Origin of the sequence: Palaeococcus pacificus DY20341, from assembly GCF_000725425.1 — an archaeon.
GTDB classification, from domain to species: Archaea; Methanobacteriota_B; Thermococci; order Thermococcales; family Thermococcaceae; genus Palaeococcus; species Palaeococcus pacificus.
Genome location: NZ_CP006019.1, coordinates 1,033,683 through 1,057,238, shown reverse-complemented (window position 1 = coordinate 1,057,238; position 23,556 = coordinate 1,033,683). Strand labels below are relative to the sequence as shown.

The following is a 23,556-nucleotide window of genomic DNA, read 5'->3' as shown; positions in this document are numbered from 1 at the left end:
TAACATCCAAATTTGATTTATGAAAAAGCTCTACCTCATCCTGGCCGCAGGCTTCTTCGCAATTCTCTCCTCGACCATGAGCAAATCCCCTACTTTGCCGCTTTATGCTCAAAGTCTGGGGTTGGGCAAAGGAGAAATTGGCCTCATAGCTTCAGCATCAACAATCACTGGAATTTTTGTGAACTTTGCCTCTGGGCTTTTGAGCGACATCTATGGGAGAAAGAAGCTCCTCAATATCAGCGGTTTTGTGTTTCTAAGCGCTCCCCTCCTTTACTTCCTCGCCGATGATGCTCTGAGCTTGGCTTTGGTGAGAGCTTACTATGGAATTGCAACCGCCATTTTTGTCCCCGTTTCTCTCGCGTTAATAAGTGACCTCTACCCCGAAAGGAAGGGCGCTTTTATGGGAATTTTAAGCTCCTCCACACTTATAGGGAGAGCTTTAGCCCCTCTGTTGGCCGGAACTCTAATTTACTTTGCTGGCTTTTGGATAGTTTTTCTTCTATGTTCCTTCTTTGGCTTTCTTGTTTTTGCGCTAACTCTCACGTTTCCAGATACTGGGAAAGAGCTCAAAAAGTTCGAGTTCTCCTTCAGCTTTGATTTGCTCCTGCTGGGGCTTTTAGATGCTTCAGTTTACATGGCGTACCAGAGCATTGAGACCTTTTTGCCCCTCTTCTACTTCCTTGAAAACAAAGCCTGGCTCTCCGGACTGATTTTAACCATAGAGATTTCAATAATGGCAATTGTAAAGCCATACGCCGGCTATTTAAGCGACAAAATTGGAAGAATAAAGCCAATAATCTTTGGTATGGGATTGGTAAGCTTCGCCATGTTTATCTTTGCTTTTTCAAAGTCCTTGTACCTGGTAATTTTTGGTGCAGTTTTGTTTTCTCTCGGCGCTTCAATAAGTGAAGCCTCAACGAAGCCTCTGGCAACTGAGATCTCAAAGCTCAAAGGAACGGCATTAGGCTTCCTGGAGAGCATAAAAGACATCGGGCAAGCTTTAGGGCCGATAATCGTTGGATTTTTGGGCTTTAAGCTCGGCTTTGCTTTTGTGGGCACATTTGCAATCTTTGCATTGGGAGTTTTTCTCCTAAAGCTTAAATCGAGAAGAGAGGCTTAATATCACAATCTTCCAGACATTTTTAAAATAAAGAACAAATAAGGGAATAAAATCACTTCAAGATGATTCTTGCATCAACAATCATTGCACCTTCGCCTTCGTTGTAAACGAACACTGGGTTTAAGTCCATCTCTTTAAGGTAGTCCTTGAGATCATCAACCAATTGGGAAACCTTGAGCATCATGTCAACTATTGCCTTCATGTCCGCTGGCTCTTCTCCCCTTGCTCCTGCGAGAATTGGATAGCCTTTGATGTTCCGTATCATTGCCCAAGCGTCCTTCTCCTCAATTGGAATAATCCTGAAGGTTACATCCTTGAGTATCTCGACGAATATACCACCGAGACCAAACATTATTGCGTGTCCAAATTGGGGGTCTTCTGTAATACCGATGATAATCTCCCTTCCGGGCTTGAGCATTGGTGCAACGAGAACACCTAAAATCTCTGCATCTGGGCGGTATTTTTTGGCATTCTCGTGGATTTCTTCCCACTTTTTCTTTAACTCTTCCTCATCCTTAATCTTGAGGGCAATAACCCTGGCATCGCTCTTGTGGAGTATTTGCGGTGACATGAGCTTCAGAACAACCGGATATCCAAGCTCTTCTGCATATTTGATGGCCTCATCCACGGTCTTAGCAAGCTTCTCCTCCGGCACAGGCAAACCGTAAGATTTTAAAACCTGCTTTGCTTCGTATTCAACCAAAGATTTCCTACCTTGCGCCAAAACTTCGTTAATAATCTTCAAAGCCTCTTCCTTCATACTTTTCCCCCCATTTTAAGAGTAAAAAGTAAAGAAGCTCACTCCTTGAGCTTCTCCAAATATTTTACGTATTGAACTAAAGCCGCTGCCGCCCTAACTCCCCTCTCAGGTGTTAGGTATACTGGAACTCCCTTATCCTCGAGAATCTTTGCATAATACTCTGTCTTTTTACCACCCATAGCAACTGCAATGATTGGCTTGTCGCTCTTCTTTGCATATTCCGCTAGGATGTCAATTAGCTCCATCTCATCCAAGAGAGGAACTTGGAACAGTGTTATGACCACTATAACGTCCACATTCGGATCATTTACAAAAGCTTCAATTGCAATTTTGTATCTTTGAGCGTCTGTATCTCCAACAACATCGGTTGGGTTGCCTGCAACTGCGTGTGGTGGGAATTTCTCCTTCATATATTTGAGTGTCTCCTCGCTAAGCTCAGCCATTTTAAGACCGAACTTAGCAACAGCATCACTTGCCATAACTCCTGCTCCGCCACCATCTGTGATTATCCCTATCCTGTCTCCCTTTGGAAGCTTGCATTTTGCAAAGGCCTTTGCCATGTCGAACATGTGCTCAAAGTCCTCAGCTCTCAAAATACCCGTTTGCTTGAAGACAGCATCATAAATTGTATCCGCACCCGCTAAGCTTCCCGTGTGAGATGAAGCGGCTTTAGCACCGTATTCGGTTCTTCCACTCTTTAAAGCGATTATAGGCTTGTGGGGTGTGACTTTTCTCGCGGTCTCTATGAATTTTCTACCGTCTTTAACTCCCTCAATGTAGAAGGTTATAACCCTAATCTGATCATCATACATGAAATACTCCATTAAGTCTGCATCATCCACATCGAGCTTGTTTCCATAGCTGACCATCTTTCCTATTCCTATGTTAGCCATTGCTGCCCAATCAAGCATAGCCGCTGCAAAAGCACCGCTTTGGGTAACGAATGCTATCGCTCCTGTTTCTGGCCTGTCCATCTTTGTCTCAGGCAAGAAAACAGTATCAACACCGGTTTCTGGGACATAAACACCAACACAGTTTGGCCCGACAATTCTTATCCCGTTTTCTCTTGCTATTTGAAGTATCTCCTGCTCCATTCTCTTTCCTTCTTCACCGAGTTCTCCAAAGCCGCCTGTGATGATTATGACGCTCTTTATGCCTTTCTCAGCAATGTCTTTCATTGTGGCTGGCACAAACTTGGCTGGGATTGATATGACGGCTAAATCTGCATCCTCTGGGACGTCTTTGATGCTTGGATAGCACTTAACACCTTCAATCTCTGTAAGCTTTGGGTTAACTGGATATATGTTCCCCTTAAAAATGCCCTTCTCTTTGTTCACCTTAAAGTTCTCAAAAATAACATTTCCAACCTTTCCCTTCTTGTCCGTAGCACCGATGATGGCGACACCCTTGGGCTCAAAGAAAGGCTTCAACTCTTCCACTATCCTTGACTTCTCCATCCTCATCACCTTTGGTTAAAAACCTTCGTTGAAATTTCTTCGGAATTGAAAGTTCTCATTTGGAAATTCTCTGTTTAATGCTATAAAAGTTTTATGCACTTAAAATATGGTCTTTAATGATTAAAAAAGCTCATTGATGTGGGTTTTTGCAAAGACAATCCAAATAAATTTATACCTTTAACTTGTGAAAATTTGATGTGATGCACTATGGAACTTGAAGATTATATTGTCGAGGCAATCCGTCTTGCAGTTACTAAACTACCCGATGACACAGTTAATGCATTAAAAAGGGCCTATGAAAAAGAGGAAAACCCCATAGCAAAGCTGCAGCTGGAGAATATTTTAAAAACAATTGAACTTGGAAAGGATTATTCCCTCCCTATGTGTCAAGATACGGGAACACTTACTTTTTTTGTTGAAGCTGGAATTGATAATCCCCATTTAAAGGAATTAAAGGAAGTTCTAATTAACGCCACGAAAAGAGCCACAAAGGAAATTCCACTAAGGCCAAACGCTGTTGACGTACTAACCAATAGGAATTCAGGAGATAACACAGGGAGATTTGTTCCAATAATCCACTGGGAACTCATTGAAGGAGATAAAATAAAAATTATTGTTTTTCCAAAGGGTGGTGGGAGTGAAAATTGCTCCGCTTTAGCAATGTTAAACCCAAGCGAGGGCTTAGAGGGAGTAAAGCACTTTGTGGTCGAGCACATTAAAAAATGCGGAGGAAAACCCTGCCCGCCGGTAATTCTAGGAATAGGGGTAGGGGGCGGTGCGGACTTTGCCTTAAAGCTCGCTAAGAAAGCTCTTTTGAGGCCTTTAGGAGCTAGGCACAAAGATGAAAGGATAGCTGAGCTTGAAGAGGAGCTCCTCAACGAGGTTAATGCTTTAGGAATAGGTCCAATGGGCTTAGGGGGAAAGATAACGGCGCTTGATGTTAAAATAGAATATGCACACCGACACCCAGCTTCATTTCCCGTAGGCTTGGTTGTCCAGTGCTGGGCAAATAGGAAGGCTTTCGTAGAGATTAGCAAGGATGGAGGGGTTATAATATGGCAGTGAGACTAAAGACTCCTCTGAGGGAAGAGGATGTTTTAAAGCTTAAAGCTGGCGATATCGTAAAGCTTTCGGGAATAATCTACACCGCAAGAGATTTAGCCCATAGGAAAATTATAGAGCTCGCCAAAAGAGAAGAGCTCCCCTTCAACTTGAAAGGCGCAGTTATCTATCACTGCGGTCCCATAGTGAGGAAAACACTCCAAGGCTATGAGGTAGTCTCAGCTGGGCCAACTACAAGTGCGAGGATGGAAAAATACAGTGACGATATTTTATCTTTAGGAGTCAAAGGCCTTATTGGAAAAGGTGGGATGGGAGAAAAAACTCTAAGCACTCTGCAAAAGCACAAAGCCGTTTATTTTGCCTTCACAGGTGGAGCAGGCGCTTTAGCCGCTAAAAGTATAAAGCGTGTCTTGGATGTTTATTGGCTTGAGGAGCTTGGGATTCCTGAAGCAGTTTGGATTCTTGAAATTGAGGATTTGCCCCTAGTTGTGGCAATGGATGCATACGGGAACTCGCTTTACAAAAAAAGTCAAAGGCTAATGCCCGAAGAGCAGAGAACTTGAAACATGAATAGAGGAATGGATTTAAAGAGTGATGCCATTAGTTAATTGGGGTGAGAGAATGATAGCGTACGAACCGTTAATGGTCGCAATGCCTTTAGCGAAGTGGCTTGGGGAATTTGTGGTAAAAGAGCGGAGGATTCCAACGGGGGATGAGGTTAGAGAGTTTTTCAAATCTGTGGGTTTTGAAGAGGTGTTTTTAGATAAAGGTATGGCCGTTCACAGAAACCGATTCATCCTCGCAATAACACTCCCTAAGAAAAATACACTCGTTATTGATTTGCTCTCATCGAGTGGAGAGCTTAGCGATGCCTTAGAAGTCATAGCCTACCATGACAAGCAGATTGAAGGCTATATCATAGACATAATTCCTGCCAATGAGCTAGAGTTTGAGGGCAACGTTGGACTTGAACCAGCAATAATAGACGATAAGAACTTTGAGCTTAAGAGCACACCTGTTTTGGGATATTTTGAGGAAGAAAAAGAGGAAATTTCCCTCGTTATTGATGAAGAAGCATATAACCTTTGGAAAAAGAGCGGTAAGCTTGAAATCTGTCCTATCTGTGGTGCTGAGGGTTTAGTGTGGAAGGAGAGCTTTGCCTACTGTCCGTCGTGTGGATTTGGTATAAGGATAAGGGGGGAGAAAAAGTGAGCTTCCTAGTAAAGTCCCAGCTCCTCAAGTACTCCCGCTTAGCCCATGAAAGAGGACTAACAGCAGCTTTTGGAGGAAATTTAAGCATTCTCTTTAGAGATAAGATATTTATAAAGGCCACTGGTGCCGTAATGGATGATTTGAGCTTCTCCCAAGTAGCGGTCATGGACCTAGAGGGGAAGCAACTTAGCGCAATAAGACCTTCATCCGAGTGGAGGCTCCACTTTTACATTTATAAAGAAAGGGAAGATGTTAGAGCAATAGCGCATCTCCACCCTCCATACGCAATAGCAGCATCAGCCCTTTTGAAGGGAGAGCTACCAATAATAACCCCTGAGGCTGAGATTTACCTCAAGAAGATTCCCATAGTGCCTTTTAAGCCAGCAGGGACTGAAGAGCTTGCTCTCGAAGTAACAAAGCACTTAAAAGACTACGACGCCGCAATAATGGAAAAGCATGGGATTGTAACTGTTGGAAAAAGCCTAAGAGAAACGTTCTACAAGGCAGAGCTCGTAGAGGAGAGCGCAAAGCTGTGGTATCTGAGCAAATTTAAGAAGTAGAAAAATCCATAGGGAAGAAAATCAAACTCATTGGACCTGCTCTAAAGCTCCAAGAACTTCCCAAATTATAGTTCTAGTGTGCAAGGGCATGTTTGGATCTTCACTTATTTCTTCAAGAATGGCTATAGCATCGGCTGCTCTAACAGCAGGCTCAACATTTGTATCCATTAGTCTCTCAATTGCCTGCTCTGCAGCCCTTCTAATGTTCCTTGGAACGACTGTATCTTGAACAACTTGTTCCTTTAGAACTTGAATAATTTGTTGAATTCTCTCTTCGCTCATTCTACCACCTCCGCCATTTAGTAAGAATTAGTAACTAAAATTTCCTCATCCTATATTGCACTTTTGTAACTAAAAAGTTTTCGGTTGGAAATACTAAAAGAGAAATGAAAGAGCTCAGAACCACTTTGGCTCCAGCCCTGCCCACATCCTCATCTTCTCATAGGCTATAATCCTTGGAATGTTTGGTTTGTCATTTGGTCCTGGGTTTTTCATGTAGAAGGCGTTTACTTCATAGACTGGGCCAAACTCCTTCTTCTCAATGGCTATCTTTCCAAGTCTAGCTAAGTCCACTAAAAGGCCTGCCAAGGCTGGGCTGTCGTTTATCCTACCGTTTATGATGAGCTCGTCTATAGCCCCATTGAAGCTCACATACTCGATGTGCATTGCAATGAACTTTCTGTCGCCGAGGGGCTCCAAAAATCCAGTAGGCTTGATGTAGTGTGGTGCATCATAGCCGAGCAAGTCCTTAACAATGCTTGATTTTGTGAACTCCTTGCTCTTGTTCCTCTCTTTGTCAGTCAAAGCCAGAAAGTCGTTGTTTCCACCTATGTTGAACTGAGCAACGTCCTTTACATAGCGGTTCCTTTGGGCTAAGTGTGTCAAAACATCAGCGGTTAATGGGGTTGCACCTGTTGCCCCATCATCACCGAAGAGCACAAGGTTGCTCTCCTTTGCGAGCTCGATGAAAGCTGGGTCATTTGCTATGAGCGTTGGGATTGCATTGACGAAGGCAGCACCTCCCACTTCCTTAGCATACTTAGCAGCAGCATAGACGTAAACCTGAGTGGCTGTTAGTCTCTCCTTGTTGTTCTCTTCAATTGCTTTTACTATCTCCTCCTTGCTTCCAAAGGGTTCAAAAGCCTCAGTGGTACAGACGTTTATGAACACCTCAGCGCCTAAGCTCTTCCACTCCTCGACGAGCCTCTCAACAGCTTCGCTTAAGCTCATCTCATCTTCCAAACCTTCTGCCTCAATTGGGAGGTTCCTAAGGCTCCTGAGGTGGATTCCCTTTCTCACAATAATATTCTTGAGGCTTTCAGGAATCTCACCATCGTCATACCTCTTAACTACTTCATAGAGAGGCTTTCCTATCTTGCTCTTATCAACATCGTAGCTTCCAACGATTTCAACATCCTCAACTTTTATTGGGAGCTCATTAGCCAAAGGAATACCGTAGTAGCCAAGCTCTCCATTCTTTATTCTCTCAAGACCAACTGCAAATATGCTTGCAACGTATCCTTGCCCTAAGATTACAACCTTCACCATCTCTACCACCTAAACCCCAGTTTTATTTTACACATATTAAATAGTTTTCGGTTTTGTAATATTTTTAAACTATGAGCTTTTTAGCGGTGAGCCATATATAACACTTTCGGTGATATATTAAGTTTTTGCGTTTCTTCTCACCAGCAGAACTGTTGTGAAGACCCTAAGATGCGTTAGTGCTGCAAGCACGATAAAAACCCACTCGATTAATCCAAGCAAGCAAAACAGCATCGTTAAAAATATTCTCTCATCTCGCTTTCCGGGAAGATAGCGCATTGTTGGGGTTTCTTTGTAAATATCTTTTCCGTATGCTGCTTTATATCGCTCAGTTGAATAGCTCACCATGACAGAGCCAAATATGGCCAAAGCAACCCAGCTCCAAAACCCCAAGGAAGTTTTTCCATAAGCTAAAGCCAGCATTAGGATGAATGCAAAATCAACGTAGCGGTCGAGAATTGAGTCTAAATAGCCTCCAAATCTGCTCGTCCTCATTGAGGCTCTCGCTATCTCACCATCAACACCATCTAAAATTGAGCTCATTTGATATAGTAAGCCTGCTAAAGGGATGCTTAGGAAGGTCATAACTGCAGCAAAGAGCCCCAAAAGGAAAGTAAAGATTGTTGCTTGCATAGGAGTTATGTGGTTTGCCAAAAGAGCAGATATTCGCGTGGAGATTTTTCTGTTTAAATGCCTTGAAATGAACCCGTCACCTGTTCCCTTCACCGCGTTCAGGACTATAAAGCGGTTCGCTTTTTTGAGGTCTTGGGGAGTATCAACGTCCATCCAAAAGAGGCCCGACACTTCAGTAACCTTAAGACCCGCTTTTTTGACGATTTCGCTCAGCTCGGCTTTCCCCCTCTGCTCAAGAATCCCCTCGGCATATTTAAAAGTCTCCTTCGTAAGCACGAAAAAGCCTGTATCAGCGCCATCGTACGCTTTCAATCTCTTCCCAATATCTTTTATTCTCCCATCTTCAACTAAAACTTTAGTCGCTTCCTTTAGGTTAACATATTTTGGATTCCTATCAATTATAAGGCCCTCCCCGCGAATCGCCCTTTCGAGAAAAGCCCTCTCGTAGACATGGTCGCTCATAACGAGGATGAATTTCTCCCCAACATAATTCTTTGCAAGATAGAGAGAATACCCGTTTCCCTTCTCAGGGTGTTCATTTACGATGATTTGGGCATTGAAACCGTTCTCTCTGAGGAATTCCCTAAACTTGTCTTCATACTTAGGGTTTGTGACAATAATGAACTCTTCAACTCCAAGCTCCTCTAAGGTTTTCATAGTTCGATAGAGGATTTCCCTCCCCGCGATCCTTAAGAGTCCCTTAGGCGTTTCTTCAGTTAGTCTGCCCATCCTACTTCCAAGTCCTGCCGCCAAAATTACTCCCTTCACTTCACCACCTACAATTTTAGTAACATTTGGAAAATTTAAAGTTTTTGGGAAAAGAGAAAAACTCAAAAGCCAGGTTTTCTAACGCTCAAAACATCCCTATTGACGAGCGTCGGCGGAACCTCGCCTTTAGCAAAGGCTATCAGATTCCTAGCAACTAGCTCGGCCATAGCTTCTCTCGCTCCGTAAGTAGCGCTTCCTATGTGCGGAGCTAAGACAACATTGCTCAGCTTAAAGAGCTCTTCGTTGTAGTATGGCTCCTCCTCAAAGACGTCAAGACCCGCGCCAGCAATCCAGCCCTCTTTTAGAGCTTTAATTAGTGCTTTTGTATCAACTACTTTTCCCCTTGCGGTGTTTATTAGAATGGCAGTTGGCTTCATCATTTTGAGCTCCTGCTCACCGATCAAACCGCTGGTCTCTTCGTTCAATGGAACATGCAAGCTAACGAAGTCGCTCTCCTTTAGAAGCGTCTCTAAGTCCACGAACTCAGCACCTATCTCTTTCTCTGCTTTTTCTTTCCTCGTGCGGTTCCAGTATAGAATGCGCATCCCAAATCCCTTCGCCCTTTTTGCCATTGCCTGCCCAATCCTTCCAAAGCCGATTATTCCAATAGTCTTTCCATAGACATCATAGCCGAGATACATTAGCGGGTGCCACGCAACGCCTCTCTTCTTCCACTCGCCGCTCCTAACGAACTCATCCGCCTCGACTAAGCGCCTTGCCACCCCTAATAAGAGGGCAAAAGCTAAGTCCGCGGTGGCGTCGGTTAAAACGTCTGGAGTGTTTGTAACGTATATCCCTCTCTTAGTCGCTTCTTTAACGTCAATATTGTCGTAGCCGACTGCATATTGGGCAATAATCCTGAGCTTGGGCGCACCCTCCAAAAGCTCCCTGTCAATTTTATCGCTCAAAAGGGTTACTAATGCATCGACTTCCTTCACTTTTTCAAGGAGAACCTCCCTAGGCGGCTCTTTCTCTTCTCCCCAGACTTCGACATCGTAGTATTTCTCAAGGAGCTCAACTCCGTTGTCGGGAATTTGTCTTGTAATGAAGACTTTAGGCTTCATTTTTACTCACCCCCAAATGTTCTCCATTGCAGAGAATTTGAGGTTTTCGATGAGTATAAAAAGGCCCTTTACCTACCACCATACATGAAAGGAAAAGGCCGCATAGAAGAGATGAGCGAAGATGGCTACGGCCTCTTAGGTAAAAAACCCATCTATGTCCCTTACACGGTGGTAGGGGATTTAGTAGAAGTAAGAAAAACAAGAAGACGCTTTGGAAGACATCTCGCCACGGACTTCGAGCTCTTAGAAGAGTCGAGGTTAAGACAGAGGCCGAGGTGCATGCACTTTGGAAAGTGTGCTTGTCTTTGGCAGCACATTAAGTACAAAGAACAGTTAAAGATTAAGCAGAAAACTTTTGAGAAAATAACCGGCATAAACGCCGAGATTAAGGGCTCTCCCCAAGTGTGGAACTTTAGAAACGCCAGCAACTTCATAATTACAACTCAAGGAATTGGCTTCAAGGAGTTCGGCAAGTGGTGGAGCATCGTTGATGTGAAAGAGTGTCCAATCTTCTCAAATAGAACTCGTGAATATCTGAGCGCTCTAAAGGCATTCATGCGCGAGGAAAAGATAGAGCCTTGGGATGTTAAAGCCAAGCGCGGTATTCTTCACTATCTAAGCATTCGTGAGGGGAAATTCACCGGGGAAGTAATGGTTAACTTAATAGCCCACTCCGAAAAAGTTCCAGAGAGCTTTGAAGACTATTTTTCCTTTGCTGATTCCATCTATTGGAGCTTTAAGACTGACGAGAGAGACGATCCAAGGGGAGAACCCCGCTTGGTCAAGGGTAAAGAATACATACAAGAGAAAATCGGGAATGTGGTTTATTTAATTCATCCGAACAGCTTCTTTCAAACCAATTCATACGCCTTACCTGCCCTCTTAAAAGCGGTCGAAGACTTCACTGATGGTGAGAAGGTTTTTGACTTATACGCGGGAGTTGGCACCTTCGGCGTTTATCTCGCCAAAAGGGGTTTTGATGTTGAGGGTGTTGAGATTAATCCTTTTGCCGTTGAAATGGCAAACAAAAACGCCGAACTTAACGACGTAGATGCCCTCTTTAGGGTTGGCAATGCTGAAGAAGTCAAGCTTGAAAGTTATGACACAATAATTGTTGACCCCCCAAGAAAAGGTCTAAAAGAAGGTGCAAAACTCTTAGCCAAAAGCAGAGCGGAGAGGATAGTTTACGTTTCGTGCAATCCAAGGGCCTTCCTTAAGGACTTTGAAGCCTTAAGTGAAAGATACAAAATTGAGAAGGCTGTTTTGATTGACATGTTTCCTCACACACCGCATGTTGAAGCAGTTATAGAGCTTGTCAAAAAGTCATGAACAGAGCTCAAACTTGATGCTAAAAAAGATAACAAAAGGGCTCTAGAGGGATGCCCAGATTTCCCTTCCCTCTTCCAGCATGCGCGCTATTTCTCTTCCTATTGGTGTCTTCTTGTTCACTTTAACCATGCCCTTCTTTGACGGCGTTGCCGTGAATATATAATCCTCACCTGCGTAGAACTTTATTGGCATCCCCGCAAAGTCCTTGCTGACTCTAAGAACAAACTGGTTTTTCTTTTCATCAACATCCACGTGTATTTTCTCCTTGGGCCCTTCTTCTATAGCTCTCTCTTCAAAGCTCTTGACGTCTATGCTTATACCTACTTTTTTCTCTATTTCCGTTATGCGCTTCCCTTTCTTGCCTATTATGGCCGGGATGTCGAACTCATCCGCATATATTATGGCCCTGTGGGGACTTACGAGCTCAACTTCAGTATAAACATCGGGTAAAAACCTCTTAATCTCCTGTCTAAGCTTTCTTTCGGCCAGTCTTAGGGCAGGGGCCTTTTCCCCTTTCTTCTTGACTGGAACAATGCTTATCTGCTCACCGTAGGTGTAAATCTCATACTCAAGCTCGCCGCTCTCAAAGTCCTTCACTTCTATAACAGGCCTCGCTAAGTCCTCTTCTGTCATTCCGCTTGGCACTTTAACCTTATATTCTAAACTGAGCACTTTCTCGATTTTTCCAGATTTTATGAAAATCACCGTATCAACGATTTGGGGTATCATTCCAAGCTCTACTCTTCCAATGAACCTTTGGATAGCATCTATAGGCTTAGTGGCGTGCACAACACCTACCATCCCAACGCCAGCTAATCTTAAATCAGCATAAATCTTGAAGTCCCTTGTCTTCCTCATCTCATCGTATATTGTGTAGTCAGGCCTCACAAGGAGAAGTAAATCTCCGGTGAGCTCCATCTTGCCTTCTAAAGCGGTATATTGTGTTATCTCTTCACTGACCTGCAGGTCTCTCGGCTTCTCCATGGTCTTGACTATCTTGCCCATTGAGGCATAATATTCGGCCAAGGCTTGAGCAAAGGTTGTCTTACCTTCACCCGGAGCTCCAGCGATGAGTATTCCCTCTGCTTTGGTGGTTAAGCGCTCCTTGAGCTTCTCTGAGAGCTTGTAGTCCTCTATAGTAAGCTTCGTGATAGGTCTCACTGCGGTTATCTCTATTCTGTCTGCAAAAGGAGGCCTTGCTATGACTATACGATAGTTACGCATCTGCACAACTGTGGCTCCTTGAGCATCGAGCTCTATGAAGGACTCCGGATCTCTCTTCGTTCTCTCGACGATATCATCGGCAATCTTCTCTACTTCTTCATCTGTTAAAAGCTCCTCTCTTATAGGAACTAAGCGCCACTCTCCTGGTCTTCCTCTCTTGGCTAAAGGCCTTACGCCAGCTTTTAAGTGAACGCTCATAGTGTGCTCATCAAAAAAGTCCTCAAGGCGGTGTTTAACTTCGCGCTTGGCCTCCAAGTAAATGACATCTATCCCTTTAGCCAAGGCAATATCCCTTTGGATTTGATCTCCTGTAATCAGTGTTCCACCTAGTTCCTTAGCGACTTCTCTGACCATATTGTCTATTTCTCCAGATTTTGCTTTGATTATCTGCCAAAGCTCTGGCCGTTCACCATAGAATTCAAGCTCTATTTTGTCTTCATCAGCCATCTTCCTAAGTTTTTTAAGTTCTTCCAGTCCAACATGCCCAATTGCTTTCTTTTGGTTAGCTTGATGCTCTATCTCCGCAACAACAGCTTCCGGAATAATTATCCTAACCTTCTCACCTAAGCTTTCAAGATACTGAGTTAGTCTCCCATCCACAATCACACTCGTATCGGGAATTAAAACTCTCATTTTTCTCACCTTCTCACCATGATCTTCAATTTAATAAGCATTTGAACAACATATAAACCTTAGCAATGAAAAGTTCATAAAGGGGAATGTCAGATTACTATAAGGTGAGAGGATGGGAAAGTTAATATCACTCGTGTCGGGAAAAGGAGGGACTGGAAAAACAACTGTGGCCGCAAACCTAGCAGTGGCTCTCGGTAAACTTGGGAAAAAAGTTGTTGCTGTTGACGCTGACCTAACAATGGCTAATTTAAGTCTGGTTATGGGAATGGACGATGCTAGCGTTACTATTCATGATGTTCTTATGGGAGACGCTTCAATAGATGAAGCCATATACTCTCTTCCACAGTTCGAAAATGTTTACGTTATTCCTGCTGCAGTTGATTGGGAACATGTCATTAAAGCCGACCCTAGGGGATTACCTGAAACCCTAGCTCCCTTAAAGGAAAAATTTGACTTCGTGCTAATAGATTGTCCTGCTGGGCTTCAAGTTGATGCTATGAGTGCTATGCTGAGTTCTGAAGAGGTTATACTTGTAACGAATCCCGAAATCTCATGTATTGCAGACACTATGAAAGTAGGAATAGTGTTGAAAAAAGCGGGATTGGCTATTTTGGGATTCGTTTTGAATAGATATGGGAGGAGCGATAACGATATTCCACCAGATGCTGCCGCCGAAGCTATGGAAGTCCCATTGTTAGCAGTAATTCCTGAAGACAGAGCTATTAGAGAAGGCACGCTGGAAGGAATCCCTGTTGTAGTATATAAACCAAATTCAGAAGGAGCAAAGGCATTTATGGAGCTAGCAGAGCAGGTTATGCGCATCTCAGGGTTTAAAGCAAAAGTAATGTATTAAGGTGGTTGAATGATTTTAACATTCATTGGGACAGCAGGAAGCGGTAAAACGACTTTAACAGCCAAATTTGGACAATATTTAGAGAAAGAAGGGCATAACGTTGCTTATATTAATCTGGACACAGGAGTTAAATCCCTCCCCTACACACCCCACGTTGATGTTAGAGAAATGATTACCGTGGAGCAGCTTATGAAGAGCGGGCTTGGCCCCAACGGAGCCATAGTAAAAAGCTATGACATTTTAACACCTCATGCAAAAGAATATGCCAATGAAATATCAAAACTCGAAGAAGAGTTCGATTATGTTTTAATAGACACTCCAGGGCAGATGGAGAGTTTTCTGTTCCACGATTTTGGCTCAAATCTTATGGAGAATCTAAGAGAGCCTTTAGTGGTTTACCTTTTTGATCCAAACATTCTAAAGAACCTGTACGATTACTGCTTCGTTAGATTCTTTGCTTTGATGATTGATCTTCGGCTTAGTGCCACTACAATTCCAGCCCTAAATAAGATAGATATAATTAAAAATGAGCTCGAATATTACAAAAAATATTTGGATAATCTGGAGTATTTGAGCTCGAGATTACGATTAGACCCCTCAACACAGGGATATTTAGCCTACAAGCTGTGTTCTTTTTTGCCCGACGTTATTTCTTCGGTTAGGCTCCTCTACCTTTCGGCCATAAGTGGAGCTGGGTTTGAGGAGTTAGAGACCGTAGCATATGAGCACTACTGCACTTGTGGAGACTTAACTTGAGTGAACCTAGGCCTAAGAAAATCAAAGACTTTTGTACAAATTTTCAAGAGAGAGCATAAAAATATGAAAAAGCAAACAAGAGCAACGCAAAAAGGTTTTTTAAACGATAAATTAGACTACTTTCGGTGAGAATATGTGTTTGATAGCTGGAGGATTAACTTCAAACATTAAATCCAAGCTTATAACGATGATAAACTCAGGTAAGCATAGAGGAGGAGACTCCTTCGGAGTTTGGACGGACGAGGGAGTTTTAAAGAGTGAGAATTTCTCAAAAGTTAGTGATATCCCCAACGGGAATATAGGGCTTCTCCAATGCCGCTTAGCGATGACAGGGTCAAAATCCTTCACACAGCCTTTCTTTAATGACTTTGTTTTGGTGCATAACGGTGAAATTTATAATCATGTTCAAATCAGAGAATTTTTGGAGGAAAAAGGGGTTTCTTTTGAAAGCGACGTTGATACTGAGGTTATACTTCGGCTATTGGAGTACTTAATTGACAAAGGATATTCCGTTGAGAAAGCTGTTAAAACAGCTGTGAATTCATTAATAGGCGATTATGCTGTTGCATTTTCCGATAAGAATAGAATCTACCTTTTTAGGGACCCTATTGGGGTAAGACCATTATATTACTCACCAAACGGCTTATTTGCATCCGAAAAGAAGGTTCTCTGGAGTATTGGAGAAAAGGCAGTTCCAGTTGAACCCGGTGAACTAGTAGCAATATCCAAAGAGGGGATTAAAAAAACTAAGCTACTTAGTATAGGAGATTTTAAAGGTGCTCCTCTGCCATATAAAAGAGCAAAAGAAGGACTGAAAAAATCTTTGGAGTATGCTGTAAAAATTAGAGCGAGCAAAAAAACGGGAGTTCTTTTTAGTGGTGGTCTCGACAGCTCTCTCTTAGCCATGTTAGCTTCTGAGCACAGCGATATCATCCTTTATACAGCAGGAGCTGAAGGAAGTGTGGATTTAGAGTGGGCAAGAAAAGTGAGCGAAGCTCTAGGATTGGAGCTCAGAGAATACGTGTTTGACTTAGAAGACGTTAAAGAGGCACTCCCAAAGGTTGCTTTTGCCATAGAAGAGCCAAATCCCATGAACTTAGCCATAGGAATTCCTCTTTACTTTGCGACAAAGCTTGCTAGAGAGGATGGTGTTAAAGTCCTCCTAAGCGGACAAGGGGCGGATGAGCTCTTCGGGGGCTATGCTAAGTATTTGGAGAATCCCTCCTTGATGGAGAAGGATATCATTGAAATTGGAGAAAAGAATTTAGTGAGAGACGACAAAATAGCTATGATCAACAGTGTTGAAGGGAGAATTCCTTTCTTGGATTTAAATGTCGTCAGACTTGCTTTAAGAACTCCTCTGGAGTACAAGATAAGCGGAAGAATTAGAAAGAAAATTTTGAGGGACGTAGCACTAGAAATGGGTCTTCCGAAGGAAGTGGCATACCGTGAAAAGAAGGCTTGCCAATATGGAAGCAACTCTCAAAAAATGCTTGAGAAAATCTCGAAAATGCAGGGATTGAAGCCTAGAGAATTTGCGATAAAGGTCTATTCAGAACTATTCCCCAACGCAAAATGATGAAGGAGGGCCTATCTAAAGTCTGCCCAGTTTTAACAGCTTTTAAACGTTTTTAAACCATCTTAAACCTTCTTTAACACTAAACCGTTATCTTTGCCTTATTGACGCCCAAAGATTAATTTAACAAAACGATTTCGTGAAAAAGGCTTAAATAGTTGGTTTTTGTAGAGAATAGTGAGGGTGATAGAGTGTGGTGTGGAAAAAAGGCTTCGCAATCATCTTGGGGCTACTGACTGTTATAAGTTTAATGCCCTTCATAAGTGCCCAAGAGGGCAATAACATTGTGATTTTGGTGAGTGATAATGAAGCGGACTCAGCTGTGGCTGAGAATGTTGGTGGGCTTTTAGGGGCCCAAATTGTTACAACAACATGGGGACTTTACGATCCGCAAATTAGTGCCCAGATTATTGAAAAAGAGCCGGATTTAGTCATAATAATTGGAGGAGAAGTAGCTGTTCCAGAGGAATATGAAGAGGATTTAGATGATATGGAGATTGAAGTGATTAGGTGGGCCGGTAAGAACAGAGAGGAAACGAGCTTGGATGTTATTAAAGGTATGAAAGAATACTTTCCCAACATACTGGAACAAGTTGACGAGCTGTATTTAATCGATGGTAGGGAGGCAGTAAGCTACAAGACCATCAAGCTCATAAAGGAGTATGAAGGAAGTCCTTCACAAATTCTCATAGCATTCGTCAATTACAATTCTAAAGACTTCGAAGAGCAGCTAGAGGAGGTAATACACACCGCAGAAGCGGAAAATATTGTCCTGCCTGTTTTGATGTATGGGCGCAATAATGTCTTTAGCGGACACAGCAAAACCATGGAGCTGGCACTTCAGTATGGACAAAGCAGTGGCGTTTCGCTCTCCATCATAAACATATCCCTAAAAGAGGATTATGTTCTTGAGGTAATTCACCTCGCCGAAAACAGGATTTTGGAGGCGAAGGATACTTTGGATGGACTTGAAGAGCCAAAGGCTAAAGCGATGATAAAGCTCGCGGAGAAAGAAATTGAAGAAGCAAGAGATGCTTACGACAAAGGGGATTATCAAAAAGCGTATATAAAAGCCATGACTGCTAAAGGGCATGCTGAGATTGCTTTGAGGTCCTCTAACGAGATGTTAAGAGGAATATTTCAGGGAAGTATGGGGTTCGCATTAGAGCACCAATTGACGAGGCTAAAGTGGATGATGATAGGTCTCAGAAACACGGGAGTGGATGTTGGTGAAATAGAGCAGCTCTTAAATAGTGCAGAGCTTGCCCTAAAGCAGCATAAATATGACGAGGCTCAAGAAATCATAGAGGACATAAAAGAGAAGCTTAAAGAGTCATTTAAATACAAGAAAGAAAAAAGTGAAGAGCACATGCCAGTAACACCACCAAAGCCTGGAGATAGGAAAGAAAAGCCTTAATTAGAAACGTTTTTATTCTTTTGCTCTAACTCTTTTTGATCGCTATGAGGATTCTAATGATCGGCCACTACCCTCCCCATGGCGGTGGAATAGCAAATCACCTCAACAGCTTAGTTAGAGAGCTCAGGGAAAAGCATGAGGTGCACATCTTAACCTATGGTCCAATAAAACCGAGAGACTTTGAGAAGGAATTTGTTCACCAAGTTAAAGTTCCTAATGTTTTTGGAATCAGGGGGATAAGCTTTGCTCTTTTGGCATCAAAAAAGATCGTTGAACTCGACAGGGAGTTCAACTTTGATGTATTCCATGCCCACTACATAGGAACTACCTCATATGCGGGAGTTTTGGCAAAAGAAAAAACTGGAAAACCCTTAATTATTACCGCCCATGGAAGTGATCTCGATTTTATGTCAAAACTCCCTTTAGGGAAATTTTTTGTTAAAAAAAGCTTAATCACAGCAGATGAGATAATAACGGTTAGCCATTACTTGGCAAAAAAAGCTCTCTCTTTAGGAGCAAAGCGAGTCAAAGTTATCCCAAACGGTGTCAAAGAGATGAAAGTGGCTAAAAGCAAATCAGAGTATATAACATTCATTGGAGCGTTGAGAAAATATAAAAGCCCCAAAACAATGCTGAGACTTGCGGAGGCCTTTCCCCACGAGAGGTTCGTAATTGTGGGAGATGGGCCGCTCAGGAGAAGTCTTGAAAAAGAAGCGCCAAAAAATGTAAGATTCTTAGGTTATAGAAGTGATATAGAGGTAATCCTATCAAAAACGAAGCTCCTTATTTTACCTTCCCTTAGAGAAGGTTTTGGCCTTGTCATCTTAGAGGCGAACTCTTTAGGAGTCCCTGTTATCGGCCGCAAAGTGGGAGGAATTCCTGAACTTATACGGGAAGGAAAAAACGGAGCTACTTTTGAGGACTTTGAAGAACTTGTGAAGAAAGTTGAGGAATTTTTAAAGAGTGCGAAGCAGAGAAGAAAACTCGGAGCAGTTGGAGAGGACGTTTCTAAAATATACACGTGGAAAAAAGCTGCAGAAGAGGTAGAAAAAGCATATAACTCTATACTACGCTCTCCTTAAGTTCTCTCAATCTGTTTGTAATGTCATAAAGCTCTTCTACTATGCATTCATGAACAAAAATCCTTCCTTGGTAGGCAGTTGAGAAATGAACCTTCCCCGTATCCTCGTCCAGATAGTACTCTACCAGAAGATTGAGCTTGTTACAAACATCGAGAAGTTCTTCTAAAGACTCAACTTTAACTTGAGTCCCTTCGAAGACCTCACTTCTAATTCCCAAAAACGGTGCGTTTGGGAACAATCTTTTTAACTCGACTATAGCGTACTTAAGAAGGTCTGCTTTACTCTTCATTTGAAACACCAAAGTTTATTTGCTCTGATACAAAATAAGATTTGTGGGGTGAGAGAGTGACTATAGTAATAAATATGCGGGACGGACTGGATGAGAGAAAAGTTAAAATCGCAGCAAGGTTTATTAAGAAAGGAAAGTTGGTTGCATTTCCAACTGAAACAGTTTATGGTCTGGGAGCTAATGCTTTAGATAAAGAAGCTGTTATTAAGATTTTCCATGCCAAAGGCAGACCTGCAGATAATCCTTTAATAGTTCACATAGCGGATTTTGAACAAGTCTATGAACTCGCGAGAGAGGTTCCAAAAGAGGCTGAGCTTCTGGCAAAGCACTTTTGGCCCGGTCCATTAACCATGGTTCTTCCAAAGAAGGAAAATGTTCCAAACGAAACAACGGGAGGTTTAGACAGCGTTGCAATTAGGATGCCATCTCACGAAATAGCTCTTGGACTGATAAAGGCAAGTAAGAAGCCCATAGCTGCTCCATCAGCAAACATAAGCGGAAGACCAAGCCCTACTCTAGCTGAGCATGTTGTAGACGACTTTTATGGCAAAATCGAGTGTATAATTGATGGCGGCGAGACTAAAATAGGCGTTGAGAGCACGGTCTTGGATTTAACTACATGGCCTCCGATGCTCTTAAGGCCTGGAGGGCTACCTCTAGAAAAAATTGAGGAAGTTATTGGGGAGATTCAAATACATCCTGCAGTTATGGGAAAAGAAGTGGACTTAGCTAAATCACCAGGGATGAAGTACAAGCACTATTCCCCAAATGCCGAGGTCGTGGTTGTAGAGGGGAAAAAGGAAAAAGTTAGAGAGAAATTAAAAGAGCTCATTAGAGATCTCAAAGCAGAAGGCCTCAAAATTGGGGTAATGGCAACCGGAGACTTCTATGAAGCCGATGAATACTTCAACTTAGGTGAGAGTGAGGAGGAGATAGCACGGAATATGTTCAAAGCGTTGAGGGAGCTTGACAAAAAAGGCGTAGATGTGATTCTAGCGGAAGGAATAGAAGAGAAGGGCCTGGGATTAGCTATTATGAACAGATTGAGAAAAGCCGCTGGCTATAAAATAATCAAAGTTCAATAAGGCAACACTTAAATACGTGATCGTAGTTAGAAGTTCATTAGTGAATCTTAATTTTTAATTCATCTGAGGTGATTAACTTTGCCATTAAATATGACCTCCCCAACATCCCCAGAAGACTTAGAAAACATTGGGCGCAAAAAAATAAACGACGGAGATCTAAGGAGGGGAGTGAAGCTACTTGTTCAAGCAGGCAAAAAATATGAGGAATTCGGAGATACACTGGCCGCTGCCAAAGTGTATAAATATATCGGACTCAAATTATTACCGAATCCCACATTAAAAGAAAAAGCGCGACCTTTTCTGCTGAAAAGTGCCTTTTTGTATCTTCATCTAATAAGCGGTGAGATAGAAAAGTATGAGGTAAATCTATTTAAATTAGAGGATTTCTGCGTGAATGTTATCGAAAGCTTTGCAATATTAAACGACAGAGAAAAATTAAACAAGTATACAAAAGAATTTGCAAAGATGTATGAAGAGCTAGCAGAGTCATATTTTGATAGCGATGAGATTGAGTCAGCTATAGTGGCCTACGAAGCCGCATATAGGTATTACAAATTCATAGATGCAGAGGAAGAAACAAAATCTGTAGCTGGAAAGCTAATAGACCTATATGGAAAGATTTCCACTGAGTATCTAGGGAGAAAAGATCACGAGAACGCTGCGGACATATTCTACAGGATAGGCTACTTTGTCAAAGATTTATTTGGATATGATGAACATTACAAAGAAATGCTCGAAACAGCAGCGAAAAACTATGAAAAGGCTAGCAAAATGGCTTATGCTGAGGGGAATTTGGAAAAAACAACTGAAATTTTGCTCAAAGCCCAATATGCTTACCTATTAGCTAGAAAAACAGGTAGAGCGAAGTTAATTGGAGTGAACGTTTCTAGGATGCTTTATCAGCTAATAAATTCACATAGAAGTTCTGGAAACTACGAAAAAGCTTATGAAAAGATGATGCGTCTAGCTCAAGCACTTTTAGGATTAGGAAAACTAAGAGAGGCCTTAGCCATCTACAAGGATGTCATAGCGGATTCTCCAAAGCTGGACTACAAAATCACCATTAGGATAGCCTTTTTGAAATATCTAGCAGCTGAAAAGGAGGATACAGATCTCCTGGAGAAGATAGAACAGATTGAGTTCTACATGCGGAGAGGAGACCTCCTAAAAGCATTTGATATATCCCACAAAATCTTAGATGGAAATAAAGAACTAGAAGAATTTAAGAAGAAATTATATGAAGCAGAGGGCATTTCAAGTACTCTTTAGTTTGTATCCCCTCCGCCTCATATCCCCTAAAATATAGACTTCCTCCACAAAACCTTTTTCTTTTAAAACCTTCAGGGCATATCTAACGGTTCTTTCAGACATTCTAGTCTTTACGGAAATTTCCTTAGAAGAGAGCACTTTAGAGTCTGCTAATATCCTCAGTATTCTCATAGCCGAGTTTGGTAGAACAAAGTAAATCCCCCCTCATAGCACCACCGTTTCTAGGTACCAGTAAGGGGTTATAAATCTTCCTATGGCGGCAGTTGTGCATACCAAAAAATGTTTAAGGAACATGAGCGAAAAGTATTTATGCTTATGAAACATTTCCTTGTATATAATATGTATCATTGAAGGTGATATAAAATGACGAGTCCAATGGAAAGACTGCAAGAAAAGCTTACCAAAGAAGTTTTGTGGATATACATACTGAGCCTCCTAAAAGAAAGGCCCATGTATGCCTACGAGCTTAAAAATAAGATAAAAGAAAAATTTGGATTCGAACCAGCTACAGTTAGCAGTTATGTTGTTTTGTATAAGCTCGAGAAAGAAGGTTATGTTACAGCGGAGTGGCAAGAAAGTGAAACAGGAAAACCATCTAGAAAGTACTATGCACTAACAGAAAAAGGTGGAAAGCTCTTAAAAGAAGGAACTGATTTTATAGAAAATATGGTAGAAAAACTTAAGAGCTGAATCAGCGCCCAGCTCCTCTCGGCTCTTTTGCTTTTGGTCTTAATCCCTTGTAGCCACACTTTCTGCACTTGTCAGCTTTCCATGGGTTTGTGGCACCACACTTCATGCACACATACTTCTTAAAGAGTCTTGCCTCAGCTTCTGGAAACCTTGCCATTACAATCCCTCCGTGATCTTGACCTATGCACTTTTCAGTCCCTCCATTTTTAAACTTTATGCATCTCCTTTCATCAAAATCAAAAAAGCTTTAACCATCGAGCACGTTTCATTATCTGGTGTTGCTTTTGATTGAAGGGATATTTGTGCCCCATGTAACGCCCTTTGATGATGCAGAGGAGATAAATGAAGAAGCCCTTAGAGAGCTTGTTGAACACTTCATAAACAGCGGGATCTATGGGCTCGTAACTTTGGGAAGTAATGGAGAATTCCCATATTTAAGTTATGAGGAGAGAAAGAGGGTTTTAAAGATTGTTGTAGACCAGACAAATGGTCGAGTTCCAGTTATAGGAGGAACTGCGTTTTCTTCAACTAAAGAAACAATAGCACTAACAAAAGAAGCATGGGACATAGGAGTTGACGCTGTGATAATTGCCCCACCGTACTACTTCAAGCCTTCCCCAAGAGAGCTTTACTACCACTATGCCGCGATTATTGAGGCCACGGATGTTCCTATTCTAATATACAACGTGCCTAAATTTACAGGCTATAATATCCCCCTAGAGGTAATCAATAGGCTGGCAGAAGAATATTCACAAATAATTGGTATAAAGGACTCAAGCGGACTAATTTCGAGAATAGGAGAGCTCATTAGAACGCTGGGAGACAAGATAAGTATCTTAGCAGGCACTGGGGATTTGATATATCCTGCATTATCTTTGGGAGCCCATGGGGCTGTTGTGGCAGTGGCAAATGTTGCCCCAAGGCTTTGTGTAGACCTCTACAGCGCATTCAAAGAGAAGAAGTTTGAGAGGGCTAAGAGAATACAATTAAAGCTCAATTATCTAAATGAGGTCGTTGTAAAGAGGTACAACCAGCTAAGCGCAATTAAAGAATCCATGAACATGTTGGGATTAAACGTAGGACTGCCAAGGAGCCCTATTCTTCCCCTAAGTGAAGAAGAACTCCATGAAGTCGAAAAAGTATTAGAGGATATCGGTCTTATTTAAGCTTGT

General features: G+C 42.2%; 25 protein-coding genes. 15 read left to right on the top strand and 10 right to left on the bottom strand.

Going from position 1 to position 23,556, the window contains the following annotated elements:
- Window positions 1–19 precede the first annotated feature (19 nt).
- Window positions 20–1,120 carry an MFS transporter gene (locus PAP_RS05825; RefSeq protein WP_048165119.1) on the top strand — a complete coding sequence of 367 codons (1,101 nt, stop codon included), beginning with the start codon at window positions 20–22 and terminating at the stop codon, window positions 1,118–1,120.
- Window positions 1,121–1,172: 52 nt separating this feature from the next.
- Here the strand turns inward: PAP_RS05825 and PAP_RS05820 are convergent, their stop codons facing one another.
- On the bottom strand, window positions 1,173–1,880 hold the full coding sequence (locus PAP_RS05820) for an acetate--CoA ligase family protein (RefSeq protein ID WP_048165118.1): 708 nt from the start codon (window positions 1,878–1,880) through the stop codon (window positions 1,173–1,175).
- 38 nt (window positions 1,881–1,918) lie between these two features.
- Complete coding sequence (locus tag PAP_RS05815) at window positions 1,919–3,337, bottom strand: acetate--CoA ligase family protein (RefSeq protein ID WP_048165117.1); 1,419 nt, start codon at window positions 3,335–3,337, stop codon at window positions 1,919–1,921.
- Window positions 3,338–3,544: 207 nt separating this feature from the next.
- On the opposite strand from PAP_RS05815, the gene PAP_RS05810 reads away from it, so the two are divergent.
- From PAP_RS05810 to PAP_RS05795, 4 genes are read left to right on the top strand one after another with little or no spacing between them, the layout of a single operon-like run.
- Window positions 3,545–4,402 (top strand): fumarate hydratase, encoded by an 858-nt coding sequence (locus tag PAP_RS05810; protein ID WP_048165116.1) that lies wholly within the window; start codon window positions 3,545–3,547, stop codon window positions 4,400–4,402.
- Window positions 4,393–4,962, top strand: a complete 570-nt coding sequence (locus tag PAP_RS05805) for a FumA C-terminus/TtdB family hydratase beta subunit (RefSeq protein WP_048165115.1) — start codon at window positions 4,393–4,395, stop codon at window positions 4,960–4,962. The genes PAP_RS05810 and PAP_RS05805 overlap by 10 nt, the downstream gene beginning before the upstream one ends.
- A 58-nt stretch (window positions 4,963–5,020) precedes the next feature.
- On the top strand, window positions 5,021–5,611 hold the full coding sequence (locus PAP_RS05800; RefSeq protein ID WP_048165114.1) for a hypothetical protein: 591 nt from the start codon (window positions 5,021–5,023) through the stop codon (window positions 5,609–5,611).
- On the top strand, window positions 5,608–6,171 hold the full coding sequence (locus tag PAP_RS05795; RefSeq protein WP_048165113.1) for an aldolase: 564 nt from the start codon (window positions 5,608–5,610) through the stop codon (window positions 6,169–6,171). Before PAP_RS05800 ends, PAP_RS05795 begins: the two co-directional genes overlap by 4 nt.
- Before the next feature lie 27 nt (window positions 6,172–6,198).
- On the opposite strand, the gene PAP_RS05790 is transcribed toward PAP_RS05795, so the two are convergent.
- From PAP_RS05790 to gyaR, 4 genes are all read right to left on the bottom strand, one after another.
- Window positions 6,199–6,453, bottom strand: a complete 255-nt coding sequence (locus tag PAP_RS05790) for a UPF0147 family protein (RefSeq protein WP_048165112.1) — start codon at window positions 6,451–6,453, stop codon at window positions 6,199–6,201.
- Window positions 6,454–6,567: 114 nt separating this feature from the next.
- Complete coding sequence (locus tag PAP_RS05785) at window positions 6,568–7,719, bottom strand: inositol-3-phosphate synthase (protein WP_048165111.1); 1,152 nt, start codon at window positions 7,717–7,719, stop codon at window positions 6,568–6,570.
- Window positions 7,720–7,836: 117 nt separating this feature from the next.
- Window positions 7,837–9,117, bottom strand: coding sequence for a bifunctional L-myo-inositol-1-phosphate cytidylyltransferase/CDP-L-myo-inositol myo-inositolphosphotransferase (locus tag PAP_RS05780; protein ID WP_048165110.1), 1,281 nt, complete (start codon window positions 9,115–9,117; stop codon window positions 7,837–7,839).
- Between the two features lie 62 nt (window positions 9,118–9,179).
- The gene (gene gyaR, locus PAP_RS05775; protein WP_048165109.1) at window positions 9,180–10,181 is read right to left on the bottom strand and encodes a glyoxylate reductase; all 1,002 of its coding nucleotides are present in this window, start codon (window positions 10,179–10,181) and stop codon (window positions 9,180–9,182) included.
- Between the two features lie 84 nt (window positions 10,182–10,265).
- Here gyaR and rlmD point away from each other — a divergent pair, with 84 nt between their 5' ends.
- Window positions 10,266–11,510, top strand: a complete 1,245-nt coding sequence (gene rlmD, locus PAP_RS05770; protein ID WP_048165108.1) for a 23S rRNA (uracil(1939)-C(5))-methyltransferase RlmD — start codon at window positions 10,266–10,268, stop codon at window positions 11,508–11,510.
- A 42-nt stretch (window positions 11,511–11,552) separates the two neighbouring features.
- On the opposite strand, the gene PAP_RS05765 is transcribed toward rlmD, so the two are convergent.
- Window positions 11,553–13,367 carry a PINc/VapC family ATPase gene (locus PAP_RS05765; protein ID WP_048165107.1) on the bottom strand — a complete coding sequence of 605 codons (1,815 nt, stop codon included), beginning with the start codon at window positions 13,365–13,367 and terminating at the stop codon, window positions 11,553–11,555.
- A 112-nt stretch (window positions 13,368–13,479) separates the two neighbouring features.
- Between PAP_RS05765 and minD the strand changes: the two genes are divergently transcribed.
- From minD to PAP_RS05740, 5 genes are all read left to right on the top strand, one after another.
- A complete protein-coding gene (gene minD, locus PAP_RS05760; RefSeq protein WP_048165106.1) occupies window positions 13,480–14,220 on the top strand; it encodes a cell division ATPase MinD in 741 nt (246 codons plus the stop codon).
- A gap of 9 nt (window positions 14,221–14,229) precedes the next feature.
- Window positions 14,230–14,976 (top strand): ATP/GTP-binding protein, encoded by a 747-nt coding sequence (locus tag PAP_RS05755; RefSeq protein ID WP_048165105.1) that lies wholly within the window; start codon window positions 14,230–14,232, stop codon window positions 14,974–14,976.
- 133 nt (window positions 14,977–15,109) lie between these two features.
- Window positions 15,110–16,555, top strand: coding sequence for an asparagine synthase (glutamine-hydrolyzing) (gene asnB, locus PAP_RS05750; RefSeq protein ID WP_048165104.1), 1,446 nt, complete (start codon window positions 15,110–15,112; stop codon window positions 16,553–16,555).
- A gap of 190 nt (window positions 16,556–16,745) precedes the next feature.
- The gene (locus tag PAP_RS10100) at window positions 16,746–17,969 is read left to right on the top strand and encodes a cell wall-binding repeat-containing protein (RefSeq protein WP_052649088.1); all 1,224 of its coding nucleotides are present in this window, start codon (window positions 16,746–16,748) and stop codon (window positions 17,967–17,969) included.
- 44 nt (window positions 17,970–18,013) lie between these two features.
- Complete coding sequence (locus PAP_RS05740; protein ID WP_048165103.1) at window positions 18,014–19,051, top strand: glycosyltransferase family 4 protein; 1,038 nt, start codon at window positions 18,014–18,016, stop codon at window positions 19,049–19,051.
- Here PAP_RS05740 and PAP_RS05735 read toward each other — a convergent pair.
- The gene (locus PAP_RS05735; RefSeq protein ID WP_048165102.1) at window positions 19,032–19,340 is read right to left on the bottom strand and encodes a hypothetical protein; all 309 of its coding nucleotides are present in this window, start codon (window positions 19,338–19,340) and stop codon (window positions 19,032–19,034) included. The genes PAP_RS05740 and PAP_RS05735 overlap by 20 nt on opposite strands.
- A gap of 56 nt (window positions 19,341–19,396) precedes the next feature.
- Between PAP_RS05735 and PAP_RS05730 the strand changes: the two genes are divergently transcribed.
- Both PAP_RS05730 and PAP_RS05725 read left to right on the top strand, forming a co-directional pair.
- On the top strand, window positions 19,397–20,425 hold the full coding sequence (locus PAP_RS05730; protein ID WP_048165101.1) for an L-threonylcarbamoyladenylate synthase: 1,029 nt from the start codon (window positions 19,397–19,399) through the stop codon (window positions 20,423–20,425).
- Window positions 20,426–20,503: 78 nt separating this feature from the next.
- On the top strand, window positions 20,504–21,694 hold the full coding sequence (locus PAP_RS05725; protein ID WP_084177537.1) for a hypothetical protein: 1,191 nt from the start codon (window positions 20,504–20,506) through the stop codon (window positions 21,692–21,694).
- On the opposite strand, the gene PAP_RS05720 is transcribed toward PAP_RS05725, so the two are convergent.
- Window positions 21,680–21,865 carry an HTH domain-containing protein gene (locus PAP_RS05720; protein ID WP_048165099.1) on the bottom strand — a complete coding sequence of 62 codons (186 nt, stop codon included), beginning with the start codon at window positions 21,863–21,865 and terminating at the stop codon, window positions 21,680–21,682. The two genes, PAP_RS05725 and PAP_RS05720, sit on opposite strands and share 15 nt — an antisense overlap.
- Before the next feature lie 192 nt (window positions 21,866–22,057).
- Between PAP_RS05720 and PAP_RS05715 the strand changes: the two genes are divergently transcribed.
- Window positions 22,058–22,384, top strand: coding sequence for a PadR family transcriptional regulator (locus PAP_RS05715; RefSeq protein ID WP_048165098.1), 327 nt, complete (start codon window positions 22,058–22,060; stop codon window positions 22,382–22,384).
- A gap of 1 nt (window position 22,385) precedes the next feature.
- Here PAP_RS05715 and PAP_RS05710 read toward each other — a convergent pair whose 3' ends face one another.
- Window positions 22,386–22,541: a 50S ribosomal protein L40e gene (locus PAP_RS05710; RefSeq protein ID WP_048165097.1), complete on the bottom strand. Its 156-nt coding sequence runs from the start codon at window positions 22,539–22,541 to the stop codon at window positions 22,386–22,388.
- 118 nt (window positions 22,542–22,659) lie between these two features.
- Between PAP_RS05710 and dapA the strand changes: the two genes are divergently transcribed.
- Complete coding sequence (gene dapA, locus PAP_RS05705; protein ID WP_236626972.1) at window positions 22,660–23,550, top strand: 4-hydroxy-tetrahydrodipicolinate synthase; 891 nt, start codon at window positions 22,660–22,662, stop codon at window positions 23,548–23,550.
- Window positions 23,551–23,556 lie beyond the last annotated feature (6 nt).